General features: G+C 49.1%; 12 protein-coding genes. 10 read left to right on the top strand and 2 right to left on the bottom strand.

Going from position 1 to position 13,135, the window contains the following annotated elements; translation table 11 throughout:
• The first annotated feature begins 155 nt into the window (after window positions 1-155).
• The 8 genes from MKX40_RS29255 to nikE all read left to right on the top strand — a co-directional run bounded on the left by MKX40_RS29255 (window position 156) and on the right by nikE (window position 9,034).
• Window positions 156-1,193 (top strand): glycoside hydrolase family 130 protein, encoded by a 1,038-nt coding sequence (locus MKX40_RS29255; protein WP_339238627.1) that lies wholly within the window; start codon window positions 156-158, stop codon window positions 1,191-1,193.
• Between the two features lie 195 nt (window positions 1,194-1,388).
• Window positions 1,389-2,330, top strand: coding sequence for a 1,4-beta-xylanase (locus tag MKX40_RS29250; protein ID WP_339238626.1), 942 nt, complete (start codon window positions 1,389-1,391; stop codon window positions 2,328-2,330).
• Window positions 2,331-2,470: 140 nt separating this feature from the next.
• Window positions 2,471-3,433, top strand: coding sequence for an alpha/beta fold hydrolase (locus tag MKX40_RS29245; protein WP_339238625.1), 963 nt, complete (start codon window positions 2,471-2,473; stop codon window positions 3,431-3,433).
• A gap of 312 nt (window positions 3,434-3,745) precedes the next feature.
• Window positions 3,746-5,380 carry a nickel ABC transporter substrate-binding protein gene (gene nikA / locus MKX40_RS29240; protein ID WP_339238624.1) on the top strand — a complete coding sequence of 545 codons (1,635 nt, stop codon included), beginning with the start codon at window positions 3,746-3,748 and terminating at the stop codon, window positions 5,378-5,380.
• Between the two features lie 76 nt (window positions 5,381-5,456).
• Complete coding sequence (gene nikB / locus MKX40_RS29235; RefSeq protein ID WP_339238623.1) at window positions 5,457-6,401, top strand: nickel ABC transporter permease subunit NikB; 945 nt, start codon at window positions 5,457-5,459, stop codon at window positions 6,399-6,401.
• Entirely contained in the window at window positions 6,398-7,228 is an 831-nt protein-coding gene (nikC, locus tag MKX40_RS29230) for a nickel ABC transporter permease subunit NikC (RefSeq protein WP_339238622.1), read from the top strand. The genes nikB and nikC overlap by 4 nt, the downstream gene beginning before the upstream one ends.
• A 39-nt stretch (window positions 7,229-7,267) precedes the next feature.
• Complete coding sequence (nikD, locus tag MKX40_RS29225) at window positions 7,268-8,074, top strand: nickel import ATP-binding protein NikD (RefSeq protein ID WP_339238621.1); 807 nt, start codon at window positions 7,268-7,270, stop codon at window positions 8,072-8,074.
• Between the two features lie 159 nt (window positions 8,075-8,233).
• Complete coding sequence (gene nikE, locus MKX40_RS29220; RefSeq protein ID WP_339238620.1) at window positions 8,234-9,034, top strand: nickel import ATP-binding protein NikE; 801 nt, start codon at window positions 8,234-8,236, stop codon at window positions 9,032-9,034.
• 533 nt (window positions 9,035-9,567) lie between these two features.
• Here the strand turns inward: nikE and MKX40_RS29215 are convergent.
• The gene (locus MKX40_RS29215; RefSeq protein ID WP_339243239.1) at window positions 9,568-10,149 is read right to left on the bottom strand and encodes an NAD(P)H-dependent oxidoreductase; all 582 of its coding nucleotides are present in this window, start codon (window positions 10,147-10,149) and stop codon (window positions 9,568-9,570) included.
• A gap of 184 nt (window positions 10,150-10,333) precedes the next feature.
• Window positions 10,334-10,924 (bottom strand): TetR/AcrR family transcriptional regulator, encoded by a 591-nt coding sequence (locus tag MKX40_RS29210; RefSeq protein ID WP_339238619.1) that lies wholly within the window; start codon window positions 10,922-10,924, stop codon window positions 10,334-10,336.
• Between the two features lie 160 nt (window positions 10,925-11,084).
• Between MKX40_RS29210 and MKX40_RS29205 the strand changes: the two genes are divergently transcribed.
• Window positions 11,085-12,068: an aminoglycoside phosphotransferase family protein gene (locus MKX40_RS29205; protein WP_339238618.1), complete on the top strand. Its 984-nt coding sequence runs from the start codon at window positions 11,085-11,087 to the stop codon at window positions 12,066-12,068.
• 18 nt (window positions 12,069-12,086) lie between these two features.
• Window positions 12,087-13,085, top strand: coding sequence for a glycosyltransferase (locus tag MKX40_RS29200; RefSeq protein WP_339238617.1), 999 nt, complete (start codon window positions 12,087-12,089; stop codon window positions 13,083-13,085).
• The last annotated feature ends 50 nt before the right edge of the window (window positions 13,086-13,135 follow it).

The raw sequence follows: 13,135 nt of genomic DNA, 5'->3' as shown, positions 1-13,135 counted from the left end.
TCGTAAGCATACGCTATAACTGGATTTTCCCCTTTGTTAAGGGATCAAAAAATCTGGAGATAATGGCGATCGGAAGGTTGTTCTGTCATCAAAGTGGCCTTGTGTAAATTTAAAATGTTCATTTCATAAAAGCCTAACCGAAGGGAGAAATGAAAATGTCAGTTGCTGAAAAGAAAAACGTACACATTGTGGGGGATGCTTTGCCGAATATGCCGTGGGAAGCCAAACCGGAGGGAACAGAAGGGCCGGTATGGAGACATTCGGCGAATCCGGTAGTTCCGCGTAACCCGGTTAAAGGCGTTGCCCGTATCTTCAACAGTGCCGTTGTACCTTATGAAGGGAAATTCATTGGGGTATTCCGCGCTGAAACCGTTAATGGACGTCCGCATCTTCACATGGGAGCGAGTGAGGACGGTCTGGAGTGGACGATTGAAGAGGAACGCATTGCCTTTGTCGATGAAAATGGCGATCCGTTTATGCCGAACTATGCTTACGACCCACGTCTGGTCAAAGTGGAGGATACATATTACATCATCTGGTGTACGGACTTCTACGGCGCTGCATTAGGACTGGCGAAGACGGATGACTTCAAAACGTTTGTCCGTCTCGAAAATCCGATGCTGCCGTTCAACCGGAATGGTGTGTTGTTCCCGCGCAAAATCAACGATAACTATGTGATGTTGTCCAGACCAAGTGACAGTGGACATACGCCATTCGGGGATATCTTCCTGAGCGAAAGCCCGGATCTCGTGTACTGGGGCAAACATCGTCATGTCATGAGCAAAGGCGGTCAAGGCTGGTGGCAATCGGTAAAAATTGGCGGCGGGCCTGCTCCGATCGAAACGTCCGAAGGCTGGCTGATGTTCTACCATGGCGTAACTGGAACGTGCAACGGTTTCGTCTATAGCATGGGGGCGGTTATCCTGGATCTGGATGAGCCGTCCAAAGTGAAATATCGTTCCTCCAACTTTGTGCTGACCCCGGAAAAATGGTATGAAGAGCAAGGCTTCGTGGATAACGTCATCTTCCCGTGTGCAACACTGCATGATGCCGATACCGGGCGTATCGCCATCTATTACGGTGCTGCCGACACCTATGTCGGTGTGGCTTATACGACCATCGAAGAAATCGTGAACTATGTGATCGAGACGGACGAAGTCATTGCAGGAGATCACGAGGAAGGCAAGTTGTAATTGAAGTGAAAGTGCAGAACCAATCTGAAGAAGCGAAGTGGTCGCATTTATCCCCGGATTTCTCCCTTGTATAAAAGGGATTTACAGAAATCTGGGGATAACGGCGATCGGAAGATGGTACTGCAATCGTAGTGGAAGTGAATATATTCGACTGTTTTTTAAATGAAGTGAATGGGACACAGGGGAGTATTGCACATGGAATATATCAAAGGATTTACATTTGGCTGGATGAGTGGCAGGGGAGACTTCCGCAAGCCGGAAGCGAAGGAGTCCTTGCGCCTGATGGCTGAACGTACAGGCAGTTCGCATGTTATTTTTGCACTGGCGGCACATCAGGATCATCCGCAGGCGGTAGAGGTCAAATATCGGGGTGACCATCTGGTGGATGATGATGAACTGGTCGATATGATGCGTTATGCCCGGGCACTCGGGCTGCGTGTCATTCTGAAACCAACCGTCAACTGCACCGATGGCACATGGCGTGCACATATTAACTTTTTTGATATCGATGTGCCTTGTGAACCGAAGTGGAAGGATTGGTTCCGCAGCTACACGGCATTTCAGAAGCATTATGCAGCCATTGCAGAGCAGGAAAAGTGTGAGATGTTTATCGTGGGCTGTGAGATGGTGCAATCCGAGCGTCGGGATCAGGAGTGGCGCGAGGTGATCGCTGGCGTGCGTGAAGTGTACACTGGACTGGTGTCATACAACACGGACAAATATCAGGAAGCCCATGTGAAGTGGTGGGATGCTGTGGATGTAATCTCATCCAGCGGTTATTACCCCATTGGAGATTGGGAGGCACAGCTCGATCGTATTGAGCAGGAAGTTGCTCCCTATGGCAAACCCTTTTTCTTTGCGGAAGCCGGTTGTCCTAGCCGCAGCGGATCAGCTCATGTACCGAACGATTGGGGACTGGAAGGCGAAGTGAGCGCGGAGGAACAGGAACGTTTCTATGAAGCCATGTTCCGGCATGTTGGTCAGCGTGACTGGGTGCGCGGATTCGGCCTATGGGACTGGAGCGCACAGTTGTACGCAGAGAAGGATGCGCTGATGGATGACGGATATGGAGTATTTGGTAAGCCAGCGGAGAAGGTTATTCGTCGGTTCTATGAGGGCATCATTGTAGAAGTTTAAACGAGAAGCAAGAAGGCGTATGTGAAGATGAACCTTTAGTGATATCCTCATATGCGTCTCTTTTGGTATCAATTTAAAATACGAGATGAACATGACTCACGAAGAGACGTGTTGTGTGCATGCAGACAGGAGTGAATCCCATGGGCGACATGTCATTGGAACAGTTGAAAAAATACAGCGGAAGCAGTCCGAAACCGGAAGATTTCGATGCTTATTGGAGCCTGGCCCTCGCGGAGCTTGATGCGCAATCGCTTGAATATGAATTGATTCCAGCGGCTTTCACATCGCCGCTTGCAGAATGCTTCCATCTTTATTTCCCGGGTGTGGGAGGCGCACGTATACATGGTAAGCTGGTTCGGCCTATAGCAGCATCTATTGATGACAAGGGCCAAGCAATGGCCATGTTTCATGGATATTCCGGTGATAGCGGCGACTGGTTCGACAAGATTACATATGCAGCTCATGGCATCACCGTGCTGGCATTGGATTGCCGTGGACAGGGAGGCCTTTCCGAGGATAACCTGCAAGTTAAGGGGACAACTCTGCGGGGACATATCATTCGGGGCATCGATGACCCTGACCCCAATAAGTTATATTTCCGTAATGTTTTCCTCGATACGGTACAGACCGTACGCATTCTGATGTCAATGCCACATGTTGATGCGGAGCGGGTGGGTGTCTACGGCTGTTCACAGGGTGGGGCGTTAGCCACGGCGTGTGCTTCACTTGAACCACGCGTGAAGCTGGCGGTGCCGGTATATCCTTTTTTATCAGATTACAGACAAGCCTGGGAACTGGGTGCCTCAACCTCTGCCTATGAGGAACTGGTGTATTACTTCCGGTTATTTGATCCAAATCATGAGCGGGAGGATGCTATTTTCAACAAGCTGGGATACATCGATATCTCCAATCTGGCTGAACGGATTCAGGCCAAGGTTTTGTTTGTTACCGGACTTGCAGACACCATCTGCCCGCCATCCACCCAGTTTGCAACATACAACCGGATTCGTTCGGAAAAAGAGTTAGTGGTCTATCACGAGTACGGGCACGAGTACATTCCGGGTTTATCCGATCGAACGTTACAGGCATTTTTGGATCTTTAGATGTAGATCATCATTCAGGAGTTCTCCATCTATACTATGCGGTGGATTCAACCCAACCTGTTTCGGGCACGTTATCTTTGATGATATTCGTGCTGTGAGCAAGGAATAACTCGTAAAGGCAAGCTTATTCCTATATATGAGGGCATATTCAGGTCAAGTGGCTCTTCCTCCCACAGGAAGGGCTTTTTTGGCATATTTAATAGGGATACATATAATGTCGAATTTTGTTGACAAAAGAAGGACTCCTGCCTATTCTTAATGGATGAATATGATAATCATTATCATAAAATAGAGAAAAGGGGTTCAACATCCATGTCTGTACAACATCGCAAATCTTCGGCTCTCACACTGGCAACGATGCTGTTGTTGCTATTGGTTATCGTGGGCTGCAGCAATACAGGAAGTGGAGATGAGTCCTCATCTGCTGCCTCGGATCAAACATCTACGAAGTCGATTACGATGTCATGGCCGCGTGATATCGGTACAATGAATCCGCATACGTACAATCCTTCGCAATTATTTGCCCAATCCATGCTCTATGAGCCATTGATCAGTTACCAGAAGGACGGAAAACTGGAACCTGCGCTGGCAGAATCATGGACCATCTCCGATGACGGCAAAGTATATACATTCAAGCTTCGCCAAGGTGTGAAATTCTCAGATGGTACGCCATTTAATGCTGAGATTGTGAAAAAGAACTTTGATGCTGTAATGAAAAATAAAGATACACATAGCTGGCTGGGCATTGTAGGCGTGCTCGACAAGACGGAGGTTGTGGACGACCAGACTTTCCGACTGACACTTACAGAGCCGTATTATCCTGTTCTTCAGGATTTGTCGGTGGTTCGTCCTTTCCGCTTCCTGGGTGAAGCTGGATTCCCGGATAACGGAGATACTTCCCAAGGCATCAAAGAGCCAGTTGGAACGGGCCCGTGGATGCTGGCTGATTACAAGCAGGACGAATATGCTGTTTTCAAACGCAATCCGAATTATTGGGGAACAGCACCGAAGGTAGATCAGATTACGGTCAAAATCATTCCTGACGGTGAAACCCGTGTCCTTGCATTTGAAAAAGGCGATCTCGACCTGATCTACGGGGAAGGTGTGATCAGTCTGGATGCATTCCAACAGCTTCGTGACAACGATGAATATGTGACGCAATTGTCTGATCCGGTGGGCACACGCAGTCTGCTGCTGAACTCTTCCAATCCCAAGCTGTCCGATGTCAGAGTGCGGATGGCGCTCCAGCAAGGGTTTAACAAACAGGCGATGGTTGAGGGGGTCACTTCCGGTTTGGAAGAACCAGCCGACACCGTATTGTCCAAAAACTATCCGTACACCAATGTAGACCTGGAACCGATCACGTATGACGTGGAGAAATCCAAAGCATTACTGGATGAAGCGGGCTGGAAGCTGCCGGCTGGTGGTACGGTTCGTGAGAAAGACGGACAGCAGCTTGATTTCGAAATGATTTTTGACAAAACGGACCCGATTCAGAAAGCGATGGTGGAGACCATTCAGGCTGAGTGGAGCGAGCTGGGGGTTAAAGTAAACCTCACTGGACTGGAACTGACGGTTCAGATCAAACGTCTGAAAGCCAATGACTTCGACCTGTATTTCTGGTATAACTATGGCGCGCCGTATGATCCCCATTCTTTCATTAACGTTGTAGCGAGCCCTGGATTCGGGATTTCCGAGACCCTGAGTGCGTTGCCGATGAAAAAGGAACTGGACGATCAGGTGCATGCAGCCCTTTCATCTACAGACGAGACGAAACGCCAGGAGTTATATGGCTCCATCCTGAAAACTCTTCAGGAGCAATCGGCGATCGTACCGATCTCTTACATTAAGAAAACGGCTGTATATCAGAAGAAAATCTCCAACTTTATTTTCCCGGCGAACCGTGATGAGAATCCGTTTGTCGGCATTGAACTGGGCAATCAATAAATAGTAAATACTTTAATTAGGGAAGTGGATGGTCCTTGGTAAGGCCATGTAGCTTGATGAAAGGGAGGAACGTTTGGTGATCGGCTATATTGGTAAACGAATGATCGCGATCATTCCTATCGTTTTTATCGCTACACTTGTTACCTTTGCACTTATTCATATCTCACCAGTTGATCCGGCCGAGGCTTATCTGACAGCAGCTCATATCTATCCAACACCGGAGCTGCTTGCGCAAAAACGGCATGAATTCGGTCTGGATCAGCCCTTGTTAACCCAATATGCGCATACAATTCAGAAGATTGCCAAGCTTGACTTCGGCACCTCGTATCTCACCAATAAACCCGTATGGGATGAAGTGAAATTAAGGCTTCCGGCTACGGCTGAACTGGCCTTTTGGAGTATATTGTTATCGGCCTTGGTGAGTATTCCTTTGGGAGTCCTAGCAGCGGTGTATAAGAATAGCTGGATTGATATGGTCAGCCGGGCCATTTCCTATATTGGAGCATCTATTCCGCAATTCTGGCTCGGTTATCTGCTGATTTTCTTTTTCTCGGTGAAGCTGGACTGGCTGCCTGTGGAGGGGCGTGGATCGTGGGAGAATCTGGTTCTGCCTACGATTACACTCTCCTTGATTCTTATTGCGGTCTACACCCGATTGTTGCGTTCCAGTGTACTGGAGCAATTGCAGGAAACGTATGTACAGTACGCGAGAACACGTGGAATTCGCGAACGAGTCATTATGCTCAAGCATGTCCTGAAGATCGCTATATCCCCCCTCATTACGGGGATGGGGATGAGTATGGGCAAGCTGCTCACAGGCACGATTATTGTAGAGCAGGTGTTCTCCTGGCCGGGGTTCGGACGATATTTTGTTGATGCGATATTTAACCGGGATATTCCCGTGATTCAATGTTATGTCTTCCTCGCGGCATGCCTGTTCATCGTATGCAATCTGCTCGTTGATCTGGTGCAGCTCTATATGGACCCACGGATTTCGGCGAAAGGACGGGCAGAACATTGATAAACAAATGGCGTGCGGTATTTAAAGGACAGAGAGCCATCCAGATCTGCTCGGTGATCATATTGCTTTTCTTCGGGATTGCTATACTTGCTCCATGGATTGCCCCTCATGACCCGGTGAAGGTGAATCTGTTGCAGAAGCTGTCGAGTCCATCGCTTGAGCATTGGCTCGGAACGGATCATCTGGGACGCGACAATCTCACCAGACTGATATATGGAGCGCGGGTATCGCTCGGCTTTGCTACCCTGATCTTTCTGTCTTCATTGCTTATAGGTGTCATTGTAGGTTCAATCTCCGGTTATCTTGGTGGCTGGGTGGACAGTCTGCTAATGCGCTTGTGTGAAGGCATTATGGCATTTCCGAATCTGGTGCTAGTGCTTGGTATTGTGGGGATTTTTGGTCCAGGTCTGATGCAGGTGCTCCTAGCACTCATGATGGTACAGTGGGTGCATTATGCACGCATCTGCCGGAATATGGTCGTGAGTCTGAAGGAAAGGAACTTCATCGCAGCGGCGCGGATTAGCGGCTCTTCCTCGTGGACGATTATTCGTAAACATATCATCCCCAACGTGCAGCGTCCCATTGTTGTCATGGGCACGTTAGAGATGGGCTGGGCGATTATGGATATATCCGCACTGTCCTTCCTGGGGCTTGGCATTCAACCACCCAATGCAGAGTGGGGCGCCATGATTCATGAAGGAACGGGTTATATTCGCAGTCATCCGGAGTTAATGATCTACCCGGGTGCATTGATTCTGCTGGTCGTCATTACGTTCAACATCTTGGGTGAAGCATTATCCGAGCGTTATGGCATTGCAAAACGGTAGTTGATTCGGAACCAAACTCACACGGAGGTGAACGTAACGGTGGATGATGCAACGAAAGTACTCGAAGTTCGAGGTCTGCAAGTGAATCTTAGAACAGCCGAGGGTTCCGTCCCGTTACTTGCGCCCATTGATTTCGAATTGAAAAAAGGTCGTGTCTTCGGTCTGGTCGGCGAGAGTGGCAGCGGTAAGACCGTTACTTGTAACGCATTGCTCCATCTGCTTGATCCGCGCAGGATGGAGGTATCGGGCAGCATCCGTCTGAATGGACGGGAGCTTGGCTCGTTGTCTGGCGAGGAGATGCGGCGCATCCGTGGCAAGGACATCGGATTTATTATGCAGAATCCGATGAATGCTTTTACACCCGTATATACGATTGGATCTCAATTCATTGAAACTTTGCGTACGCATACGGGAATGTCCAAAGCCGCGGCCCGAGAGCGGGCCATTGCTGCCTTGGCAGATATGAACCTGCCCGAGCCGGCCAAGCTGATGAAGCGATATCCCTTCCAACTGAGTGGCGGCATGTTGCAGCGGGTGATGATCGCGATATCGATGTGCCTGCGCCCCGCCCTGGTTATTGCTGACGAACCAACGACGGCACTGGATGTTGTGAATCAGTTGAAGGTGCTTCAGGAATTGGATCGACTACGTACCGAATACGGCACATCCATCTTGCTCATCTCCCACGATCTGGGTGTGATCTCGCAAATGGCAGATGAAGTCGCGGTTATGCAGAAGGGTCGAATTGTAGAGCAGGCAGATGTATACCAGCTGTTCGATCACCCGCAGCATGAGTATACCCGGATGTTGTTAAATGCCAGACCCAGTATGTCTTTGGGACGATAGTGATTACAGGTGAATTGAATCGTTCAGTGAGTGTATGTGTAGAGCAGGTATGAACTGTATTTTGAGCGGGCAGTGTAGGGGTGGAATGGACATGGTGATGTGTAATTTCGTCTTCTTCGGAGATTGCTTCTGCCAAGTACAAGAGAGGAGAATGACCTGATGCTTCAGGTACGTGAAGTGAGCCATAGCTATGGCAAACGCAATTGGCTAGATCGTTCGGGAGCACGTCCTCCTGTGCTGGCAGACATCTCACTTACGATTGAAAAGGGTGTTTGTCTGGGACTGTTGGGTACGAGCGGGGCAGGTAAAAGCACCTTGGGCAAAATCATTCTTGGTCTGGAGAAGCCCAGACAGGGTCAGGTTTTATTTCAAGGTCAGGATATCTATCGATCCAGCAAACCCGTGCTTAAGGGATTACGACGTGATCTGCAAGTCGTGTTCCAGGACTGTTATTCGGCTGTGAATCCGCTTATGACTGCCGCGCAGATCATCGGTGAGCCGCTGGATAATTACGAGCGATTGTCGGCAAAAGAACAACTTCGTGTGGTTGGACAACTGCTTGAGCAGGTCGGACTTACACCAGAGGATGGGAGCAAGCTTCCGCACCAGTTCAGCGGTGGCCAATTACAGCGGGTCAACATCGCACGAGCCATCGCGCTCAAGCCAAAGTTAATCGTACTGGACGAATCGATCAGCAGCCTGGATATGGTGCACCAGACACAAATCCTATCTTTGCTGGCAGAGCTCAGAGCATCTTATGGGTTGTCGTATCTCTTTATCACGCATGATATCCGGGCCGCCATGACGATCTGTGACCGCATTGCCGTGATGGATCAGGGGAAGCTGGTCTATAGCGCTGATGCCGGGAATTCGGTCATGCAGTCGGATCATCCGGCTGTGCAGCAGTTGGTATCGTCCATTTTGCCTGAGCATCCGTCTGGTCGTATTTCGTTTGGGTAGTGGTTGCTTGTATGGTTGTAGATGGCTATTCGTTGGAGTTGCGTACCATGGTTGCTCCATTGCATGACGGCTACGAAGTCGCTAACGAACCCAGTGAGCGTTAAATGGCGATTTAGCGCGGAATGCAAAATGTAACGAACCTCAGTGAAGTTATTTCGATGCAAACCTGCCAAAACCTGCGAAAGCACATACAGATGGGGAGTATAACGCTTCTACGATTCGTTAAACCGCAGACTTGTCGGAAATGGAGCTATTAACGTGTGTAAGATTCGTTAGACCATAATGAAAATGAATGCTAAAAGGGTTGTCCCCTACGCCTTGAACAAGACGTAGGGGACAACCCTTTTTTGTACCTGGGAATAGGCACATTTCCTGCTTTCTGATACAAGTTAAACTACAATTACACTTCCGCCACTCGGAGTACAGAACTACCTTTGAATTACACGTATCCCCAGATTTTTGATTTAACTTATATAAGGTGGACATCTGGAAAGAAACCTATACTTCCGATGAGGATTCCTTGCAGAAATCTTTTACCCCATCTTCCGCCCAAGTAGCTCAATCTTATCCAGCCAATTCTTTCTCTGTTCATCGGACTTCTTACCGACTTGACCTATAGTTGTTATCCGCACAGGTTTGATGCCTGTCAGCGCAAAGGTGGAGATTTTCATCATTTTGTGTGCGGGCTCACCTTGGAACCATTTGAAGTACCAGCTAGGACCATCCATCGTGGTGATCATGCGAGCGGTGCGGCCTTTGAGCAGTTGATCCGGGAAAGGTTTTCCTTTTTGATACTTAAAGGCATAACCTGGCATAAAGATCCGGTCGACGAAACCTTTCAGCAGGGCAGGCGGTCCTCCCCACCAAATCGGGAATACCCATACGAGATGCTCGGCCCATTTAATCGCCTCTTGTGCTTCTAACAAGTCCGGTTCAAGCGGCAGTTTATTACGATAACCTCCCTCTAAATTCATGTTGAATTCCAGTTCGTTCAGGGTGATCATGCGAACCTCGGCACCAGCCTGCACCGCACCTTTACGGTAAGCTTCGGCGATTGAGCCATTGTAACTTGGGGAAACGGGATTGCCTTGGATGATTAATATTTTCTTCATGATGACGACACGTCCTGACTATTTTAGTTAATGAACACTAACCTCATGTGCAAAAAGAAAAGGTCACGTATGACCCGGTAATCCATCGGTATATCCTGATGGTATGTTGAAGACAGACTCTGTTTTTATATCGTGCAGCTCTGAACCCGGTGTTCTGCGAGGTCAGAAGGGTTGCCCCTCTCCAATTCTACTCCTGAGGTACTTGCCCCAACATCAATGATAGTCGGTGGACGGTTTCCCCGGTGTAAGGTACCAACAACTCTGGCAATTCACCTTGCATACTCGAGACGGCCATACGTGTAATCGCACCGATCACCAGAACGGCTGTGAGCCGTGAATCCTGCTGAGGCAGTTCGCCCCGCATCATTCCCTGATCGATCAGATCCATTAACGCATCCAATGGCTGACGGTAGTCCTCACTGCTGCCGGCTTCAATGAATATTTCATGATTCTGTGAGATCAACAGCAGTCCGTAGGGATCTTCATCGTGCAGGTGAAGAACCTCGGTAATCAGTTGCTTGAAGCGTTTCAACACGGGACCTTCCTGTCGAACATACCCGTCAATCAGTGAAGTATAGTCCGCGCAGTATTGAGTGAAGGCTTCCAGGGCAACGGCATCTTTGTTTTTAAAATGTTTGTAGATCGCCGCATCGGTTACTCCGGCGGCGTCACCGATCTCTTTGACGGATATGCCGTCAACGCCTTTGGTTGCAAACAAGCGCATCGCCGCTTGTAAAATATCTTTCTTTTTACTATCCACATGAGGTTTGTTCTTCATATTCGTATAGTAAGTGGTTACTAACTAAAATGCAACAAGCAATTTTGAAACTCTAATTGGAAACACGGAATAAGCGCTTACGAACAAAGCTTGCAGGCTTGAGAGAGGCAACGTATGATGAATAGAAATCAACATCGGAGCAGCAGGAAGAACGAAACGGATGGTGGATTGCGTGAAAGATGAGATGGATGCATATAGCTGGGTGACACCCGAAGGAATGCTGGATGATCACCATATAACAAGCCGCGAACAGTTGTATAAAGGAATGAACGGACGATATGTGGAGCGATTTACTGTTCCTACCGGTAAAAGTTATATTTTTAAACCGCTGACGAATCCCGCACAGCACGGACGAGAACGATGGATGTACGAGCGTGTGATGTCTGGTCTACCCCCCATCTATCCGCAGCTTGTTGCAACGTCGGACCCTACCATTGCACCGGCACAGAGCTGGATGATCTATGAGGATCTGGGGCAACTGGTACATGATTCGCAAGAAGTGACAATGCTGAACACAGCGGTGCATATGGCAATGTGGCATGCGTTGCCTGTTACGGAATGGAGCGAGTTGCCTCGCGTGGGCCAGAAACCGTCTATTCGCACCATGTTGGATGAGTTGCAGATGCACAGACAATCTGTGGATGACCTGTTGTCTACGCTGGATATGCGGTTGTCTTCATCGGATTGGGACAAGATTGCCATGTTGATTCTCACAGCAGAGGAAGAACTTCCTACCGTTCTGTGTCACGGAGATCTGCATCCCGGGAATCTGGCGGAAGTTGACGGTAGGCTGGTTGTCTTGGACTGGGAGCATGCCCATCTGAATACGCCGCTCTGGGACATGTACCATCTGGTAGATCTCTCGCATCCGCTGTTTCCCAGAACGGTTACGCCTGCTTTGCGAGAGCGGGTCATAGACATTTATTTGGACAAACTAGAGAGCCTGGGCGTGCAGATTGAACGGGATTCTTTGGCAGGATGGTACAACGCCTATGCTATTGTATTCTCACTCTGGATGCTGCGTTTGATTGATGGTGACCTGAGAAGTGAGGAATGTGTATGGCCGAAGGAACAGCTGAATAACCAGTGGCTTGAGACGACAGCGACGCTGGAACAGTGCATGAAGCAGATGCGTGAGGAATAGAAATGAGGGGTGAGAAGCTTGCGTAAAGTCGGACTTGTAATGCGTAAAATTCAATTCACAGAAGCACAGGGGCCGCGTGTATTTGCGGATCGGCTGAAGCAGATCGGCCTGGAGCTGGGCGTGGAGATTGTGTTCATCTCGCCGGAGCGTCATGTCAGCGGATACGACTGGTTGCCGGGGTATGAGCATGAGAAAGGTGACCTGGTGAACTACGATATCGTGCTGGACCAGATTTATAGCCAAAATATAGAGCATGTCATCTACACGGTATCCGGGTTTACGTTTTTGAAGATGTTCCTACCCAAGAGTGTACTGTTCCCGCACAGTTTCCCCGATCCCGCGCTGACGGGATATGAGATGATGAAGCCATTTTACACGATGGTGGACAAAGCAATTGTGCAGACCGAGTTTTTGAAAACAGAACTAGGCCGCAACTTCGGCGTACATGACGTGAACGTCATCCCGATTGGCTTTAGTGAAGAGCTGGCGAACCGGCACTATGACCCGAGCCAGGTCGTGCATAATCGGGTGCTCTGGATCGGTCGGGATGAAGCAAACCGTCGTCCGGATCTGGTGCTGGAATATGCGCGGCAGAACCCGGATAAGGAAGTGTACATGGTGTTCGGCGGTGTTCGCTATAAGGAAACCATGAAGAAGTACGACATTCCTGCCAACGTGAAGCTGAAGTTCGCGCTCACACAGGATGAGATATTTACGTTGATGAATTCCGCTAAGGTCTATTGGAACTGTTCCGCCTTTGATACGTTTGCAATGCCGCTGACCGAAGCGATGGCGATGGGCAAAATGGTTGTGAAGCCGGAACACGCTTGCTACGGTCACATTCGATCCACGCATGCCTTTGCAGGCAACGAGGACAACTGGTTTGAACTGGTGAACATGGCTGCGGCAGCGCCGCGCAGTGTGTCGGAAGACAATCGGGAGTATGCTTTTGGTGCTTTTTCGCGCACGAAGATGAAAGAAGGATACAGGAACTTTTTCTCCGATTGGTTGAAGTAACGTAATGTCTGTAATAAAGCGCTTGATCCATCCAGCAACAGGAGGGGAAC

This window comes from Paenibacillus sp. FSL R5-0517, assembly GCF_037974355.1.
In the GTDB taxonomy this organism is placed as follows: Bacteria; Bacillota; Bacilli; order Paenibacillales; family Paenibacillaceae; genus Paenibacillus.
The sequence above is the reverse complement of the archived record's forward strand: the minus strand, read 5'-3'. Positions and strand labels throughout refer to the sequence as shown.

Bases quoted from the DNA above. Each gene is read 5' to 3' on its own strand.
- nikE (WP_339238620.1), top strand. From the start codon at position 8,234: ATGCTTCAGGTACGTGAAGTGAGCCATAGCTATGGCAAACGCAATTGG.
- nikA (WP_339238624.1), top strand. From the start codon at position 3,746: ATGTCTGTACAACATCGCAAATCTTCGGCTCTCACACTGGCAACGATG.
- MKX40_RS29205 (WP_339238618.1), top strand. From the start codon at position 11,085: ATGGTGGATTGCGTGAAAGATGAGATGGATGCATATAGCTGGGTGACA.
- MKX40_RS29255 (WP_339238627.1), top strand. From the start codon at position 156: ATGTCAGTTGCTGAAAAGAAAAACGTACACATTGTGGGGGATGCTTTG.
- MKX40_RS29210 (WP_339238619.1), bottom strand. From the start codon at position 10,924: ATGAAGAACAAACCTCATGTGGATAGTAAAAAGAAAGATATTTTACAA.
- MKX40_RS29250 (WP_339238626.1), top strand. From the start codon at position 1,389: ATGGAATATATCAAAGGATTTACATTTGGCTGGATGAGTGGCAGGGGA.
- MKX40_RS29245 (WP_339238625.1), top strand. From the start codon at position 2,471: ATGGGCGACATGTCATTGGAACAGTTGAAAAAATACAGCGGAAGCAGT.